The sequence below is a fragment of the Propionispora vibrioides genome, assembly GCF_900110485.1.
Lineage (GTDB): Bacteria > Bacillota > Negativicutes > Propionisporales > Propionisporaceae > Propionispora > Propionispora vibrioides.
The window spans coordinates 276,111-292,229 of sequence record NZ_FODY01000002.1 but is presented as its reverse complement, the minus strand read 5'-3'; the positions used below and the strand labels follow the sequence as shown (position 1 = coordinate 292,229).

The following is a 16,119-nucleotide window of genomic DNA, read 5'->3' as shown; positions in this document are numbered from 1 at the left end:
TTTAGTAACGAAAATGGAATAAGTCAGTGCCTGCCGGTTTAAACGGAAGACTTGGTTGGAAACGGCCCGGGAGGATAGATAGTTGCTGGTTAAGAGAAAGACACTCACCTTGGTGAGTGTTTTTTTGTTGTGTAAGGATAAATTGGTTGGCTGAGCGTTAAGTCCTCGCAAGAATCGATGTGGGATACTTATATCAAAGTGGGCCGGCTAGGGTCGTATCATACCAATGCGGGAGCGCTATTGCTGACTTACGCTTATGTTAAGACAACCATAACCGGATAGTAGTAGTGCGTACAGCACCTTTTAATACTCATCTATGAGTAATTTTATTTATCTGTCACAGACTGTTCAATTGAGCCGTTCCCAGTGGCCGTTACGGAAAAAGGCGGTCCGCAGGATGCCCGGAGGGGTAGTTTCCGTTAAGAAATCCGCCTGTGCCCTTTGGGTATCTGTCCGAGCGAAGCAAGTTTCGGATTTTAGGAAGCTGCCCCTCCGGGCAAGTCTTTTGGAGTGTCCGGCCTAGGTTTTTTGTTTCTTTTGCAGCAATGGCAAAAGAAAAATAGGATGATTTGAGGTAGCTTAGCTTATAAAAGATAAAACGATCCAGAGATCGCATCATAATAATGTGTCATATAACGACAGAACTTGCGCGTAAAAAAATAATAAATAAAAGGGAATGTCTCAAAGTCTGTAATTTGGGACGTTCCCTTTTATTTATTTTAGAAAGAGTCTAATTTACATGGAGTGGCTTTGCAGCACTTGCAAGTGCTTGCATAATTTTTTTCTGGCCCGTTGAATAGCGTTATCGACAACTTTAGGGTCAAAGTTTAGTTCTTGTGAAATATGTCTTTGTTTGTAGCCGGTAATATAGAGTTTAAAGATAGTCCGTTCATTATAGGATAAATGAGTATCAATATAGTTCATAATTTTGGACACTGCTTCTTTATCAGTTACTAAATCCAACGGGTCATCCACGTATTCTTCCAATACAAGCCTGTCTACTAACTTAATACCGTTTTCCGGTACTGCGTCATCACCAGTGTGGTACAATGAGCAAGCTGTATTGGCTGCTTTGTGTTTATTGCGATTGGCTGTTTTAATTGCCGATTTCATCATATTTTTTATATTGATAATAGCGATAACATCAAAATCATATTTTCCATTTTCTTCGTAACGCAATACTGCTTTATACAAACCTAATAAACCCCATTGATAAAGATCGTCAACATCACCGCCGGGGAGATAGTAGCGGTGCGCGTGGGCGTAAATTAACTTCTTAAATTTCCGGACCAAGCGATTAAATTCATCATCAAGAATCATACCTGAACTATCAAAACAATGAGTTAACATATTATTATCCCTCTAAAGTAAATTTTTATTTTAACTAATCTTTATTATTTTTTGCCGATTGATAATAAACCATTAAAATACTCATGCCTGATGGCAGCAGTATGTATAACTGCAAGTACAATGTATGCAAAATATGCTATAACATTAGAAAATCTAACATCTTTTTACATTTTAAAATAGATTTAGCCAATAGAGAATCAGACAATGGTCGCGAGCTTGCACAAAAGACACAGGACCCAAGTCCTGTTTTTCGAGGAAATGTAGTAAAAAATGCGATATTAAGTACTTTTTTGTCGAATCAGAATATTTTACATAATTTATCTCTTCCTGCAAATTGCAAATATATACAGAGTATTTCGTAATTTTACATCTTTTAAGAATTGGTATAGAATGATACCCGAGGTGGTTCTTTTGAAATACTTTCAAGTGTTATTGCAAGTGCTATTGTTATGTGGTGTCAGTGTAGTCGGTAATCAACTTGCCTTGTTGCTTCCGATTAAAATACCGGGAAGTATCGTTGGTATTTTGATCGTATTTTTATTTTTAAAACTAGGCTGGCTGCCACTTTCCTGGATTGAGGCAGGGGCGACGTTATTGGTGTCAGAGTTATTGCTGTTTTTTGTTCCTTCCGTTGTGGGGATTATTAACTTTTCGGATATACTCTGGAGTCAATCTTTCGGTTTGCTTGCTGTCATTGTTGCCAGTACTCTTATCATGCTGGCTTTTATTCATCTGATGACCGGTTTGCTAGCCCAATACCGGGAGGAAGAGTAATATGGTGCTGATGTGGCTGGGTATTACCTTGTTTGTTTATGTACTGGCAAAAAAACTCTATCGTCAGGTCCCGAATATCCTGTTATCTCCGGTGTTAATTTGTCCGATCATACTGATTGTGATTTTGCAGATTTTTGGGGCTTCCTATGAAAGCTATGATAGTGGCGGCCATTTCTTGAGTGCGATGCTCCAGCCGGCGACCGTTGCATTGGCTGTTCCGATGTATAAACATCGTAAAATGATTATCAAATATTTACCGGAAATATTGCTGTGTGTAGTTGGCGGTGCTCTTATGGCTATCGTTACCTCCATGGGGATTGCCGAAGCAGTTGGTTTGCCTGAAGCGATGGTGGATAGCTTGGCTCTACGGGCGATCACTACACCCTTGGCAATTAGCGTTTCTCAAATTCTAGGCGGAAATCCGGCAATGACAGCCGTATTTGTAGTTATAACAGGCCTTTTAGGAACGATTATGACTTCGGTTATTCAAAAATGCCTAAACCGGAAAAACTCCATCGCGACTGGAATGATGTTTGGTATATCCGCGCATGGCATAGGAACTTCAAAAGCTCATGAGGCAGGGCATCTGGAAGGAGCTATTTCCAGTCTGGCCATGATTTTTATGGGGATTATTACAGCCTTCATTGCTCCGGGATTTATCCCGTTATGTCATGAGTTGCTGCGAAAATTTGTGCATTAGCCGGAGAAAATGATAAATACCAGGGAATAGGCGAAATATATTCGCAGCTTCCCTGGTATTTGTTTGAGACTTTAGTTCTAATTACATGTTTCGCTTGCTCTTTAGCTTGTTCCATAGTGTACGACCGATTAAAAGAACACCGGCAAACACCAGCATGGTGATCATCATGTCGACTAGTTGGGCAAACATGCCTGTTGGACCAAAGCCGAACATGCTGCCCAGCATGCCACCCAGCAGCATACCGCTGCCGAACATGCCCATATTGCGCAAGAATCCGCCGGTATTGGATTGTTGAGTTACTGCCGGTGCGGCAGATTGTTTGGCGTCAGGCGCTTTTTCGTTTAAATTTTTAGCCGGAGTTGAAGGCTTGTAATCATTGTTTGTCGATGAGTTCGCCGGTGCACTTTGGGTTGTAGGGGGTTTCGAAGGCGGCGTGGCCCGGCGTGCCTTACTGCCGCTTACGGCGGCAAAGCTGACAAGATTACAGGAAAAAATGAATAGGAGCGTGAAGAGTACAATTTTTTTCATGGTTATTCCTCCTTATAGGTCTTAATGTCTTCAGGAAAGGTGTAGATTTCGGCTAGTCCGGGCAGTTCGCCGTTTAGATAACGATCGATGTCATCCACATCAATGTAAAACGTACAGTTTACTTCCAGATAACCCTGTGCGGTTTTGCCGCTTACTTTAACAATATCTATAAGCCGTTCGCGCAGTTGCAGGCATTCATCCCGCGTGGCCGTTATGTGCAGAGTGGTGAGCGGAACTCCATAGTCACGCAAAACTTCCTGTAAACTCATTCGTTCAGACATATTGTATACCTCACTTTCTGTAGATGGTGGTAGTGGAACTCGGTCTATATAGATAAGAATCTGATTTTGATGATGCACCTCCAGGAGAAAATAAAATAAAAAAGACCTTGTTTACACGAAAAAGTCGCATAAACAAAGTCTCACCTGCATTGCTGCCGATACAACCGGGTATAAAATACCGTAATGACGATTGTATCTGAATGGTTACTCCCCTTGTTCAATATGTATTGTTACATTAAGTATAATGAAAGTAATGCTAACTGTCAACAGCCATTTACCCGGCCTGGAAAAGGACGATGCTGGGTAAATAAACTGTCGTTATTTATAGGAGAGGAGAGGATTTTTAATGGTTCAGGCTGTGCCTAAAGTGGCGGCAGTGCAGGATATTTCCTGTGTTGGACGCTGCTCGCTCACTGTCATTATGCCGGTGCTTGCTATGCTGGGCATTCAGGTGTGCCCGCTGCCCACGGCTGTGTTAAGTACCCACTTAGGTGGATTTAAAGACCTTGCTTTTTGCGATTTTACTGAACATATGCCGGATTTTTTTCATCATTGGCAACAAGAAAATATTGCGTTTGATTCTATATATAGTGGCTTCTTAGCCTCCGAGCGTCAGATTGAGATTGTTAAAGACTTTATTGATACATTTGCCAAACCTGGCTCACTTGTGTTGGTGGACCCTGTGATGGGAGACAGTGGGAGGCTTTATTCAACCTATACGACGACTATGCAGAATAAGATGAGGATGCTGGTGGGCAAGGCAAGCGTGATAACTCCCAATTATACGGAAGCCTGTTTTTTATTGGGCGAAACCTATCAGGCGAAAAACGTGGATATGGACACAACAAAAAAATGGCTTGTCCGGTTAGCTGACCTGGGACCGGAAAAGGTTGTGATAACCGGGGTTCCCTGTGACGGGAAAAAAGTTGCCAATATCGCCTATGACAGGAATAGCGGCGAAACCTGGGAATTTATGCATGACTTCATTCCGGTGAGTTACCCCGGAACAGGGGATATTTTTGCCAGTGTATTGCTGGGCCTGCTGTTAAGGGGAGGGCCGCTGCCCAAAGCGATGGAGCAGGCGGCGCATTTTGTGGTAAAAGCCATAGACGTGACGGTCAAGGCCCGGACGCCGGTGCGGGAGGGGGTTTTGCTGGAAAAGGTGTTATCCCAACTATATTTTGTATAAACGTTTTTTTTGCAGATATTCTCATAATGTGCTACTATTATTATGCTACTATGATATAGCAAATAGTGGAAAGGGAGGTTGTATCTATGAATAAACGTACGAATGTGGTTACTTTTCGTGGCAAGCCTGTGACTTTGCTGGGAGAGGAAACTGTAGTGGGGGCCAGTGCGCCCGATTTTACCGTATTGTCGCCTAAATTTGAACCATTCCATTTAGAGGAAAGTAAAGGAAAAGTACGCATTATTAGTGTAGTGCCGTCTGTTGATACTTCGGTGTGTGATTTGCAAACCCGGCGTTTTAACGAGGAAGCAGGGACGCTGAAAGATGTTTTAATCCTGTCAATTAGTGTAGATTTACCTCCTGCTTTGAGTAAATATTGTGCGGCCCACGGAATTGAAAATATAAAAACTCTTTCAGATCACAAGGATTTGGATTTCGGTCTAAAATATGGTTTTGTTATTGAGGAATTGCGGCTTTTAAGTCGTGGCATTGTAGTGATTGACAAGACGGGGATTGTACGGCATGTGGAATATGTTCACGAAGTATCCGAACATCCGGATTATGACAAAGCACTGTCTGTTGTACGGCAGCTGCTGTAAAAGCGGGGTAGTTACAAAAAGATGTCCGGCTAGTATACGGGCATCTTTTTTTGTATGGAGAAACGTTGTATGGAATGCATTTCCGTCCATTTTTGCATGAAATACTAAAGAAAATCGAGTATAATATAAGAAGAAACAGTTCTTAAAGTGGGAGGCTCATATGAAACTGATTGTATCCGATATGGATGGTACGTTATTGAATTCGAATAATAAAATTAGTGCCGAGAATGCAGCGGCATTATTGCTGGCCCAGGACAAAGGGTACGAGATTGCCATTGCTACCGGCAGAACTTATAATAATGCGGCTCAGCTTTGTCGGGAAGTTGGTTTGAGACCGCATATCATATCTAATCATGGTTCCTTCGTCTATACAAAAGAAGGAAAATTATTAAGGACAACTGCGATGGAGCATAGCGATGTGCAGCATGTACTGGATTGGCTGGATAAGGGAGAATACTTTTATGATGTTTGTACCGGTGAGCATACTTATATGCCGAGTAATGCCCGGGAATTGATGCTGCTTGATCTAGAGAGGGCAAGCCGAAAGGATGCCTCTATTGATTTGCCCAAAGGAAGACGGTCCATCGAGTGGTTGCTATCTATGGGGAATGTCCAGTTTGTGGACAATATGCGCAGTATTGCTACTAAAGATCGTGCTTTTGGGAATATTGCGGCTATGACGTTTGACAAGCAGCGGCTGCAAGCGGGCCGGGACTATTTCCGGCAGTATCCGGGGGTTACGATGACTGTAGCGGCCGATGATTTGTTTGAAATGATCGATGCCCGCGCGTCAAAGGGCAATGCCCTGGAATACCTGGCCGATTATTTGCAAATTTCTATGTGGGATATTATGGCCATCGGTGATCATTATAACGACATTTCTATGCTGGAACGGGTAGGTTTCGGTGTGGCCATCGGCAATGCCAAAGAGGCCGTTAAAGACGTTTGTCAGCATGTGTCGTTAACTAATGACCGCCATGGTGTTGCTCATATTGTCAAGGAAATGCTGCCGCGGTGGGAAAAGTACTCTTCCTGCAATGGATAAGGGCAGGAAAATAGGGAAGTTTAAAGAGACAGCTTTTGCTTAAAAAAAGTAGAAGCTGTCTTTTTTCGTTGCAAATGCCTATATAGCGGAAAAAGTAAAATAAAGAAAGGTAAGTTGCGAAAAAAGTCAGATAATATTGAATGAAAAAATAAAAAAAACTTATTTGCGAAGAGGATTTTTGAAAGTTATGACTAATTATACTTATATAAGAATTTAAAAAAGTATGAAGAGTTGCATCTTGTCTAGTCATTTGTGATAAGGCAAAGAGAAGACTCTTGTAAACTTTTGATTTCGAAGTTTACATATCTAGAAAAGAGGTGTTGAAGCTACTGGATTAATGGGTTATTCTGGATGAAGATATGACTGAATTAATAAAGTATTTAATGAAGTTCCGTGAGAGTTAAAATAGTTCCTAGGTATTTTTAGAGTACAATACCGGCAGTATTATAGAGCAGAATCTGTGGATGCGTTTAAGGAACGGTCTGGCTGTTAAGGAGCGGTTTCTGCTTTATATTTGCAATATTCCACACAAATCATGTATAGGAGGGTTATTAGTGAAAAGGAATTGGAAAGCGCTTATTCTGTCAACATTGCTTGCTGGAGCACTGGTGGCTGGCTGCTCGTCAGGTGGTCAACAGGGGGATGCAAAGAAAGATGATGGTGGCAAACCGACAATTGGTGTAGCGATTTACAAATTTGATGACACCTTTATGTCGGGCGTACGCAGCGCCATCTCAAAAGCTGCAGAAGGAAAAGCCCAAGTAGATATTGTTGACAGCCAGAACTCTCAACCAACTCAAAATGACAAGGTCGATTTGTTTATCAATAAGAAAGTAAAAGCGTTGGCCATTAACCCTGTAGACCGCAGTGCAGCAGGCGTGTTAATTGACAAAGCTCAAAAAGCTAATATTCCTATCGTATTCTTAAACCGCGAACCTCTGCCGGAAGATATGAAAAAGTGGGATAAAGTATATTATGTAGGCGCGAAAGCCGAACAGTCCGGTACGATGGAAGGCCAATTGCTGGTGGATTATTTTAAAGCTCATCCGACCAAAGATGGCATCATCCACTATGTCATGATTAAAGGCGAACCAGGCCATCAAGATGCTGAACTGCGGACCAAATATTCCATCAAAGCTATGGAAGATGCCGGTCTGAAAGTGGAAAAAGTTGCTGAAGATACCGCTATGTGGGACCGCGTAAAAGGACAGGAAAAAATGGCTGCTTTCCTGGCTGCTCATGACAACATTGATTGTGTACTTGCCAACAATGACGACATGGCATTGGGTGCTATCGAAGCATTGAAAGCCAAAGGTTATTTCCAAAACGGCAAATTTATGCCTGTTGTAGGTGTTGATGCTACGGCTCCGGCTCTGAAAGCACTGGAAGATGGCACTCTGTATGGTACGGTTCTGAACGACGCAGTAAATCAGGGTAAAGCTACAACTAACCTGGCTACTGTTCTTGCTTTAGGTCAAGCTCCTTCGAAAGACAATGTAGGCTATGACATTACTGATGGCAAATACATCTGGATTGATTACAAGAAAATTACCAAGGATAACATAAACGACGCAAAATAATTTCCTGTAATCGTCTGGAAAAGTTCTTTTTAAGTTAAATGAAAAGGCAAGGGCCAAGGTAATAAGTGTGGTTCCTTGCCTTTGATTTTAAAGCCTTTGGAAAGAGAGGTGGTATCATGTCGGAAATACAATATTTACTTGAAATGAATCATATATCCAAGGAATTTCCAGGCGTAAAAGCGTTAGATGATGTAATGCTTAAGGTGCGACCGGGCACTGTTCATGCCCTTATGGGGGAAAACGGTGCAGGCAAGTCGACACTGATGAAATGTCTGTTTGGCATTTACTATCCTGATGCGGGAGAAATATTTCTGAATGGTGAGAAACTGGAGATTAAGAATTCCAAAGATGCTCTCAATTATGGAATATCCATGATCCACCAAGAATTGCATCCTGTGCCGCAGCGCAGCGTTATGGAAAATGTGTGGCTGGGGCGGTTTCCCCAGAAGGGAGTAGGCCCTTTTCAGTTTATTGATCACAAAAAAATGTATGATGACACGGCGCAATTGTTTAAAGATCTGGAGATTGATCTGAGTCCCCATACGTTGGTGAAAACCTTGTCCGTATCTAAGATACAATCCATTGAAATAGCAAAAGCCGTATCCTTTCACTCCAAACTTATTGTAATGGATGAACCGACATCTTCGTTGACTGGTAATGAGGTTGAGCATTTATTCCGTATTATTCGTGATTTACGTAAACGTGGTGTTTCGATCATTTATATTTCCCACAAGATGGAGGAAATCTTGCAAATATCCGATGATGTCACCATCATGCGGGACGGTAAATACATTGGTACCTGGCAGGCAAAAGAAATGACTACGGATATGATTATTTCGAAAATGGTGGGACGTGATTTGTCTCAGCGTTTTCCGGAAAAACACAATATTCCGGGCGATGTGGTATTAAAAGTAGAAAATCTTACTTCTCCCAATCCGCGATCTTTTAAGAACATATCATTTGAATTACGTAAAGGTGAAATTCTGGGCATTGGCGGCCTGGTAGGGGCGCAGCGCACCGAGCTTGTAGAAGCCATTTTTGGTTTGCGAGCGGTTAGTGCGGGCAAGTTCTATATTGAAGGTAAAGAAGTACGGATTCACTCGCCGTCGGATGCCAAAAAATACAAAATTGCCTTGTTGACTGAAGAGCGGCGTGTTACCGGTATATTCCCGGTACTTCCTGTAACGGAGAACACGGCAATTGCCAGCTTAGACCGTTACCAGACACCGTATCTTCTATTAGATGAGAAAAGAATGCGTCAAGACGCTATTGACAATATTAAAAAAATCCGTGTAAAAACTCCTTCCGAAAAGGAGTTAATGAAGAATCTGTCCGGCGGTAATCAGCAAAAAGTGTTAATTGGCCGCTGGCTGCTTACGGAACCAGAGATATTGCTGCTGGATGAACCAACCCGTGGGATTGACGTTGGAGCTAAATTTGAAATTTATACGATTATTGCGGAACTGGCCAGACAGGGAAAAAGCATTGTCATGATTTCTTCAGAAATGCCCGAACTTTTGGGAATGTCCGATCGAATCATGGTCATGTGCGAAGGGCGGCTGACCGGAATTATTGACCGGGAAAATGCAACAGAAGAAGAGATTATGCGTCATGCCACGCTGTATATGGCGTAGACAAGGGAGGTTTATCTGAATATGGATACGAAAAAAGCCAAGGATTTTTTGGCACAGTATGCAATCTATTTTGTTTTACTTGCTTTGATTGTAGCGATTGCTGTATATAACACTAACTTCTTATCCATTAGCACATTCCGTGATGTGCTCCTGCAATCGGCTACCCGTATTATTATTGCGTTAGGGATGGGCTTTATTTTGATTACCGGTGGTGTGGACCTTTCCGCAGGCCGTGTAGTTGGGTTGGCTGCCGTACTATCGGCTTCCATGCTGCAAAGCCCGGATTATTCAAGACTCTTTTTTCCTGGTTTATCGCCGCTGCCGCTGGTCCTTCCGATTATTGTTGCCATCGTAGCGTCGCTGATGGTTGGCTGTATTAATGGTTTGGTAGTTTCCCGGTTAAGTGTGCCGCCGTTTATTGCCACCTTGGGTACGTATGTGGCCGTCTATGGCGCAAACTCACTTTATTTTGATATGAAGCCAAACGAATCACAGCCTATCGGCGGTTTACGAACTGATTTTACTTCACTGGGATCGGGATCTATTGGGACAGGTGATTACTCGCTTCCCTATATCGTTCTCATTGCGATTGTAGTAGCCTGCATAGTTTGGGTTATCTATAACAAGACTAAACTGGGCAAGAACATGTACGCAATTGGCGGCAATGTGAATGCGGCCATTGTGTCGGGGATTAATGTTAAGTGGAATTTATTGGTTATTTATGCTATCGCAGCCGGGTTGTTTGGCTTTGCCGGTGTATTGGAAGCAGCCCGGACAGGTGGGGCGACCAATAACTACGGCAATATGTATGAACTGGATGCCATTGCTGCCTGCGTTATTGGTGGCGTTTCGACAGCCGGTGGGATTGGTACGGTTCCCGGTATCCTGGTAGGGGTATTGATTCTGACAGTAATCAACTATGGCCTGACTTTCGTCGGCATTAGCCCATACTGGCAGCTCATCATCAAGGGTACCATTATTGTTTCGGCTGTTGCCGTTGATATTAGAAAATATATTTCCAAACGTTAATAACATAAGAATTTTTATCAGGATTGGTACAGGCTGACTGTGCCAGTCCTGATTTTTATTTTCCGTCATGCCAATAACAATTGCTGGGAAAGACTAGAAAAGATATCCTCTTCCTGTTCATACGAAATATATCTTACCCCGTCGACCGGCTCCTGCGATCAGCAGTTCCTCAATAAAGGGAACGGGCAGCGGCGGAACCTGCCGGAGGAATGGGAGGGATTGTGCCGTATGCTGTCGGAGTGAACAGGCGTAATGTAATGCAATACGCTGTTTACAGCAATGAAGCGGCCGGGACGGCATAGAAAGAACAATTTAGGTTACAGTTTACAGGATTTCAAAGTGATTTGTTGAATATACTGTTAATAAATTAGTATAAATGTATTTTAGATCACAGGCGAATGTGTTACTATGTAAGCTAGGGAATTATTAATTTATTCACAGCTTGCGTCGCGATGGATTTTTTCGCCTGATTGCGTCAGAGAACCTTTGAAAAATATGGTTTCTCTTCGTTGTCAGTCGAAAAATCTCTCCTTGAGCCGATCCTGTTTATTAATCGGCGATTTCCTAGGAAACGGCATCGTTTGACGATATTAATTCAAGCATAGGAGACAGTCATGGATATTAGTAAAACGCACCTTGTCTTTGATACGGCTATTGGTGGTTGTAAGCCTGTTACGGTCATAAATAAGCAGGTAGAATGTCCTTTTTGCCACCGGGAGCAACTGGAAGGTGTGATTGCGGCGGAAGGAGAGCTTTTGCTCTTAAAAAATAAATATCCTGTTTTACAGGATGCTTTTCAGACTGTGCTGATCGAAACCTGTGACTGTGATTCGGAACTGTCGTTATATAGCAGGGAACACCTGCACCGTTTATTGCAGTTTGGAGTGCAAAAATGGTTGGAGATGTCAGAGGATAAACAGTTTAAATCGGTGCTGTTTTATAAAAATCATGGTCCCTATTCGGGTGGAACCATACGGCATCCTCATATGCAGATCGTGGGGCTAAAGAACATTGATTATAGAGAGAATATGAAGCCGGAGAGTTTTGCCGGAAAACTGGTTCGTCAGGATCAGGGCGTGACGTTAACCGTTTCCGACAGACCGTTAATTGGTTTTATTGAGTTTAACATCCGATTACAGAATATTAAATATTTAACTGTCATGGCCGACTATATCCAGATTGTTGTGAGATATTTGCTGCATGACTTTAACAAGCATATCAACAGCTACAATTTATTTTTTTATCAATTGAATGATGAAATTTATGTAAAGATTGTGCCGCGTTTTGTTACTTCGCCTCTTTTTGTTGGCTACTGTATTCCGCAGGTATCCAGCAGAATTGACGATGTGATATTGGATATACGGCAAAAATATTTTAACGGTAAATAATTATATTAACGATAAAGCGAGGTTTGTTATGAACAAGTTAGATGAGATATTGCAGGCCAACCGGAATTTTGTCAGTCACTTGCCGGAAGCCTTTGTTAATTATACGGAAGCCGGTAAGATCCCCAAACGGCATCTGGCCATCTTTACCTGTATGGATACCCGGCTGGTCGAGTTTCTTGAACCGGCGATGGGTATCAAACGCGGTGAGGTTAAGGTCATTAAAAATGCCGGCAATTCGGTTACCGGTCCGTTTGAGGCGACGATTCGCAGTTTGGTTGTCGGAATTTTTGAACTAGGTGTCAATGAGATTATTGTCATCGGACATAAGGATTGTGGCATGTCTAACACTTCCTCCCGCACGTTGATAAAAAAGATGCTGGACAGAGGAATTTCTTATGAGGCCATTCAGATGATCGAAAAGGAATTGGAAGACTGGGTGGATCATTTTCATCATCCGGTGGACAATGTGAAGATGGTCGTGCAAAAAATTCGTACTAACCCACTGATTCCGAAGGATGTTCCGGTCCATGGCTTATTGTTTAACCCGCATACAGGAGAACTGGAGGTTGTTGTGGAGGGATATCTAAAATAGCGACTTTCTGGGTCAGGGGAACGTGTATTGTCATGCCCGGTATTATGATTTGGCAGCCTAGATAAAGGAAGGCTCGTTGTTGGTGGAGGAGGAAGAGATAAATGAAGCTGTTAGGTGCGGAAGCGTTAATTGAATGTTTGAAACAAGAAGGGGTCGAAGTTGTTTTTGGCTATCCAGGCGGTGCGGTGCTCACCCTGTATGACGCCCTTTATAAATATGATTATCCTCATATTCTGACCCGGCACGAACAGGGTGCGGTACATGCCGCCGATGGATATGCGCGGGCTACCGGCAAGGTAGGGGTCTGTATCGCGACATCAGGGCCGGGGGCTACTAATTTAGTTACGGGGATTGCCACGGCTTATATGGATTCGGTGCCTATGGTGGCTATTACCGGGCAGGTAGGGGTTTCCTTGATTGGCAAGGATTCTTTTCAGGAGGCTGATATACGGGGAATTACAACGCCAGTGTCCAAACATAACTATTTGGTAAAAAAAGTTGAGGACTTGCCACGGGTCATTAAAGAGGCTTTTTACATTGCCAGGACGGGCCGGCCGGGGCCGGTAGTTGTCGATATTTCCAAGGACGTATTCAATGCCTCCTTTGATTTTTCGTACCCTCAGGAGGTCTTTCTACGGGGATACTGTCCTGCGCCGACCGGAGAAGTGCAGGAGGTAGAAGCAGCAGTGGCCGCTTTACTGACTGCCAAGCGGCCAGTACTGTTTATTGGCGGCGGTGTCAATATTTCCGATACCGGAAATAGTTTGCACCGTCTGCAAGAACTGACAGGAGTTCCTGTAACTGCCAGTCTGATGGGCTTAGGCTGTGTGTCATTAACGGCATCGCCTTATTTAGGCATGCTGGGCATGCACGGGACGTATGCCGCCAATATGGCTGTCAGCGAATGTGACTTGCTTATTGGGATTGGGGTAAGGTTTGATGACCGGGTTACCGGTTCTGTTAATGATTTTGCCGCCGGTGCGAAGATTATCCATTTTGATATTGATCCGGCAGAAATCAATAAAAATATCCGTGCCGACAGCCGGGTGGTGGGGGATTTGCGCTGGTCGTTGCCGTTGCTGTGCGAGAAGCTGGCTGAACTTGATTTGACCGACTGGAAGCAGCAAGTGGCTGCCTCCTGGTGTAGCCGGCTGGAGGAATGGAAGCGTAAGCAGCCGCTGAGTTATCATCCGATACCGGGAACCATCATGCCACAGGAAGTGATACGGACAGTCAGTCGTCTGACCGAGGGAAATGCTGTGATTGTGACTGATGTCGGCCAGCATCAGATGTGGACGGCGCAGTTTTATGATTTTTGCAACCAACGGTCGCTGCTGACTTCAGGCGGTTTGGGCACCATGGGATATGGTCTGCCGGCGGCAATTGGAGCTCAGGTTGGACTGCCGGATGTGCCGGTTATTTTGTTTACCGGTGACGGCGGGATTATGATGAATTGTCAGGAAATGGCTACTGCGGCCAATAACGGCCTGCCGCTCAAGATTGTTGTTATGAACAATCAGGTTTTGGGGATGGTTTCCCAGTGGCAGCGCATGTTTTATGGAGGTCGTTATTCCCATACCAGTCTGCGGGGGAAAACCGATTTTGTAAAATTGGCGGAGGCTATGGGGGTAACCGGGCTACGGGTGACGGAGCCGGAGTTGCTGGAGGCTACACTGGCGGAAGCACTGCGCCTTCCCGGACCGGTGTTGGTCGAAGTCGAGCTGCCTGAGACGGAAGATGTTCTACCGATGGTTCCGGCCGGTGGCCGCCTTAATCAGATGATTCTTGGGGAAGGGAGTGGCAACAAATGAAATATACATTAGCGGTTTTGACGGAAAATAGACCGGGTGTTTTGACCCATATTGCAGGACTTATCAGCCGTCGGGCGTATAATATTGAGAGTATTGCCGCCGGGCCTTCGGAAGAAGCCGATATCACCCGAATCACCATTAGTGTGGAAGTGGATGATGAAATTGAACTGGAGCAGGTGGTCAATCAGTTGTCGAAGCTGATTGATGTCATAAAAATTGTTAATCTGACCTGTGTGGATTCCATTCACCGCGAATTGGCGTTAATCAAGGTAAAAGCCAGCAAGGCGACCCGATCGGATATTGTGGATATTGTGGAAATCTTTCGGGCTAAAATTGTGGATGTGAACCGGGAAACCATGACCATCGAACTCACCGGAGAAGAAAGCAAGATTGATGCCCTATGTGAGGTATTGGGAGATTTCGGCATCATTGAGATTGTTCGCACCGGGAAAATTGCGTTGTCGCGTGGGCCGGTTGCTGCCAAGGGAATCTAATATATGGATAACCGGGCATACTACATAGAGCAGTAAAAAGGCTGAAGAGCCTTTTTTCTTTTTTGTTTCTCCAGCCGGTTTTGCACTTAAGGTGTGCAAGTTTACGAAAACAAGGTAAACCTGCTATGTATGTCGAATGTCTTGCATATTTCAATAAAGCAAGAATAAGGAGCAAAACGATGGCAGTAAAGAAAATTATGACCTCCGAACGGGTATATACTACGGTAAGTGTACAGCGAGCCGAGCGGATTGCCGAAGAATGCGGCGTTGGTCTTGTACTGGTGGAGGCTGAAGTTAAGTCGGGAAATAAATATATGAATGACTTTGAAGTGGCCGGACCGGTGGGAAATGTAGAAAAATTTTTAGTCCGTCTTAAGGATGTGGAAGTTCTTTGAACAGAATCCATGCCATTGGTGATTTACATTTGTCGGGATTCCCGCCGAGTAAGCCGATGAGTATATTCGGTGACAATTGGACAGACCATTGGGAAAAGATAAAGCAGTCTTGGTATGAAAAGGTAGCAGAGCAGGATACGGTGCTACTGGCCGGGGATACGTCCTGGGCTAAGACTTTCGAGGCGGCATTGGCTGACTTAGCGGCTATTGATGAGTTGCCGGGCCGCAAAATTATCATAAAGGGCAACCATGACTATTGGTGGCTGACCAGCAGTAAAATGCAGCGCCTATTGCCGCCCACCATCGGTTTTATTCATAATTCCTATGCGGCGGTCGGCGAGTTTGCCATTTGTGGCAGCCGGGGCTGGACTAATCCGCTGGACGAAAATTTTACGGAGGAAGATCAAAAGATCTATCAGCGCGAACAGGGCCGGATTATTGCCTCTTTAGCAGCTGCCAAACAAGACGGATTTTCCCGGATGATACTTATGACCCATTATCCGTTATTTTATGCGGGATATACCTGTCCTTGGCTTGAAGAGCTGTGCCGTCTTTATCCGATTGTTCATTACGTGTTTGGTCATTTGCACGGCAGCGGAATTTCCCTGGGACCGAATGGCTACTATGCAGGCGTGGACTGCCGGCTGGTTTCCTGCGATGCACTCGATTTTAAAGTAGCGACACTGATTTAGCGGCAGGTATGAACCGGTGGAAATGGGCATATAATCTG

17 protein-coding genes are annotated in these 16,119 nt (G+C 44.0%); 14 read left to right on the top strand and 3 right to left on the bottom strand.

The features are described 5' to 3' along the window. Positions 1–735: 735 nt before the first annotated feature. A complete protein-coding gene (locus BMW43_RS03285) occupies positions 736–1,350 on the bottom strand; it encodes a sigma-70 family RNA polymerase sigma factor (protein WP_091743965.1) in 615 nt (204 codons plus the stop codon). A gap of 411 nt (positions 1,351–1,761) precedes the next feature. On the opposite strand from BMW43_RS03285, the gene BMW43_RS03280 reads away from it, so the two are divergent. Both BMW43_RS03280 and BMW43_RS03275 read left to right on the top strand, forming a co-directional pair. Beyond that, on the top strand, positions 1,762–2,124 hold the full coding sequence (locus BMW43_RS03280) for a CidA/LrgA family protein (RefSeq protein ID WP_177173446.1): 363 nt from the start codon (positions 1,762–1,764) through the stop codon (positions 2,122–2,124). Between the two features lies 1 nt (position 2,125). Beyond that, positions 2,126–2,824, top strand: a complete 699-nt coding sequence (locus BMW43_RS03275; RefSeq protein ID WP_245732201.1) for an LrgB family protein — start codon at positions 2,126–2,128, stop codon at positions 2,822–2,824. Positions 2,825–2,905: 81 nt separating this feature from the next. On the opposite strand, the gene BMW43_RS03270 is transcribed toward BMW43_RS03275, so the two are convergent. Together BMW43_RS03270 and BMW43_RS03265 are read right to left on the bottom strand one after the other, a co-directional pair. After that, positions 2,906–3,352 carry a DUF2076 domain-containing protein gene (locus BMW43_RS03270; protein WP_091743963.1) on the bottom strand — a complete coding sequence of 149 codons (447 nt, stop codon included), beginning with the start codon at positions 3,350–3,352 and terminating at the stop codon, positions 2,906–2,908. Between the two features lie 2 nt (positions 3,353–3,354). After that, positions 3,355–3,633 carry a hypothetical protein gene (locus BMW43_RS03265; protein WP_091743962.1) on the bottom strand — a complete coding sequence of 93 codons (279 nt, stop codon included), beginning with the start codon at positions 3,631–3,633 and terminating at the stop codon, positions 3,355–3,357. 346 nt (positions 3,634–3,979) lie between these two features. Here BMW43_RS03265 and BMW43_RS03260 point away from each other — a divergent pair, with 346 nt between their 5' ends. From BMW43_RS03260 to BMW43_RS03205, 12 genes are all read left to right on the top strand, one after another. Continuing rightward, positions 3,980–4,822: a pyridoxamine kinase gene (locus tag BMW43_RS03260; RefSeq protein WP_091743961.1), complete on the top strand. Its 843-nt coding sequence runs from the start codon at positions 3,980–3,982 to the stop codon at positions 4,820–4,822. Between the two features lie 86 nt (positions 4,823–4,908). Then, on the top strand, positions 4,909–5,421 hold the full coding sequence (gene tpx / locus BMW43_RS03255; protein WP_091743960.1) for a thiol peroxidase: 513 nt from the start codon (positions 4,909–4,911) through the stop codon (positions 5,419–5,421). Between the two features lie 160 nt (positions 5,422–5,581). Next, positions 5,582–6,466 carry a Cof-type HAD-IIB family hydrolase gene (locus tag BMW43_RS03250; protein WP_091743959.1) on the top strand — a complete coding sequence of 295 codons (885 nt, stop codon included), beginning with the start codon at positions 5,582–5,584 and terminating at the stop codon, positions 6,464–6,466. A 554-nt stretch (positions 6,467–7,020) separates the two neighbouring features. After that, positions 7,021–8,046 (top strand): galactose ABC transporter substrate-binding protein, encoded by a 1,026-nt coding sequence (locus BMW43_RS03245; protein ID WP_091743958.1) that lies wholly within the window; start codon positions 7,021–7,023, stop codon positions 8,044–8,046. 116 nt (positions 8,047–8,162) lie between these two features. Beyond that, positions 8,163–9,680 (top strand): sugar ABC transporter ATP-binding protein, encoded by a 1,518-nt coding sequence (locus tag BMW43_RS03240; RefSeq protein WP_091743957.1) that lies wholly within the window; start codon positions 8,163–8,165, stop codon positions 9,678–9,680. 21 nt (positions 9,681–9,701) lie between these two features. Then, positions 9,702–10,709: a galactose/methyl galactoside ABC transporter permease MglC gene (gene mglC, locus BMW43_RS03235; protein WP_091743956.1), complete on the top strand. Its 1,008-nt coding sequence runs from the start codon at positions 9,702–9,704 to the stop codon at positions 10,707–10,709. A 614-nt stretch (positions 10,710–11,323) separates the two neighbouring features. Continuing rightward, positions 11,324–12,097 (top strand): DUF4931 domain-containing protein, encoded by a 774-nt coding sequence (locus BMW43_RS03230; RefSeq protein ID WP_091743955.1) that lies wholly within the window; start codon positions 11,324–11,326, stop codon positions 12,095–12,097. Between the two features lie 28 nt (positions 12,098–12,125). After that, complete coding sequence (locus BMW43_RS03225) at positions 12,126–12,689, top strand: beta-class carbonic anhydrase (RefSeq protein ID WP_091743954.1); 564 nt, start codon at positions 12,126–12,128, stop codon at positions 12,687–12,689. A gap of 101 nt (positions 12,690–12,790) precedes the next feature. Continuing rightward, a complete protein-coding gene (ilvB, locus tag BMW43_RS03220) occupies positions 12,791–14,500 on the top strand; it encodes a biosynthetic-type acetolactate synthase large subunit (protein WP_091743953.1) in 1,710 nt (569 codons plus the stop codon). Then, positions 14,497–14,994, top strand: a complete 498-nt coding sequence (ilvN, locus tag BMW43_RS03215) for an acetolactate synthase small subunit (RefSeq protein ID WP_091743952.1) — start codon at positions 14,497–14,499, stop codon at positions 14,992–14,994. Before ilvB ends, ilvN begins: the two co-directional genes overlap by 4 nt. A 179-nt stretch (positions 14,995–15,173) precedes the next feature. Next, positions 15,174–15,389 carry a hypothetical protein gene (locus BMW43_RS03210; RefSeq protein WP_091743951.1) on the top strand — a complete coding sequence of 72 codons (216 nt, stop codon included), beginning with the start codon at positions 15,174–15,176 and terminating at the stop codon, positions 15,387–15,389. Next, complete coding sequence (locus tag BMW43_RS03205; protein ID WP_245732200.1) at positions 15,386–16,081, top strand: metallophosphoesterase; 696 nt, start codon at positions 15,386–15,388, stop codon at positions 16,079–16,081. The genes BMW43_RS03210 and BMW43_RS03205 overlap by 4 nt, the downstream gene beginning before the upstream one ends. Positions 16,082–16,119: the final 38 nt, after the last annotated feature.

Bases quoted from the DNA above. Each gene is read 5' to 3' on its own strand.
- BMW43_RS03285 (WP_091743965.1), bottom strand. From the start codon at position 1,350: ATGTTAACTCATTGTTTTGATAGTTCAGGTATGATTCTTGATGATGAA.
- BMW43_RS03275 (WP_245732201.1), top strand. From the start codon at position 2,126: ATGGTGCTGATGTGGCTGGGTATTACCTTGTTTGTTTATGTACTGGCA.
- BMW43_RS03270 (WP_091743963.1), bottom strand. From the start codon at position 3,352: ATGAAAAAAATTGTACTCTTCACGCTCCTATTCATTTTTTCCTGTAAT.
- BMW43_RS03265 (WP_091743962.1), bottom strand. From the start codon at position 3,633: ATGTCTGAACGAATGAGTTTACAGGAAGTTTTGCGTGACTATGGAGTT.
- BMW43_RS03260 (WP_091743961.1), top strand. From the start codon at position 3,980: ATGGTTCAGGCTGTGCCTAAAGTGGCGGCAGTGCAGGATATTTCCTGT.
- tpx (WP_091743960.1), top strand. From the start codon at position 4,909: ATGAATAAACGTACGAATGTGGTTACTTTTCGTGGCAAGCCTGTGACT.
- BMW43_RS03250 (WP_091743959.1), top strand. From the start codon at position 5,582: ATGAAACTGATTGTATCCGATATGGATGGTACGTTATTGAATTCGAAT.
- BMW43_RS03240 (WP_091743957.1), top strand. From the start codon at position 8,163: ATGTCGGAAATACAATATTTACTTGAAATGAATCATATATCCAAGGAA.
- mglC (WP_091743956.1), top strand. From the start codon at position 9,702: ATGGATACGAAAAAAGCCAAGGATTTTTTGGCACAGTATGCAATCTAT.
- BMW43_RS03230 (WP_091743955.1), top strand. From the start codon at position 11,324: ATGGATATTAGTAAAACGCACCTTGTCTTTGATACGGCTATTGGTGGT.
- BMW43_RS03225 (WP_091743954.1), top strand. From the start codon at position 12,126: ATGAACAAGTTAGATGAGATATTGCAGGCCAACCGGAATTTTGTCAGT.
- ilvB (WP_091743953.1), top strand. From the start codon at position 12,791: ATGAAGCTGTTAGGTGCGGAAGCGTTAATTGAATGTTTGAAACAAGAA.
- ilvN (WP_091743952.1), top strand. From the start codon at position 14,497: ATGAAATATACATTAGCGGTTTTGACGGAAAATAGACCGGGTGTTTTG.
- BMW43_RS03210 (WP_091743951.1), top strand. From the start codon at position 15,174: ATGGCAGTAAAGAAAATTATGACCTCCGAACGGGTATATACTACGGTA.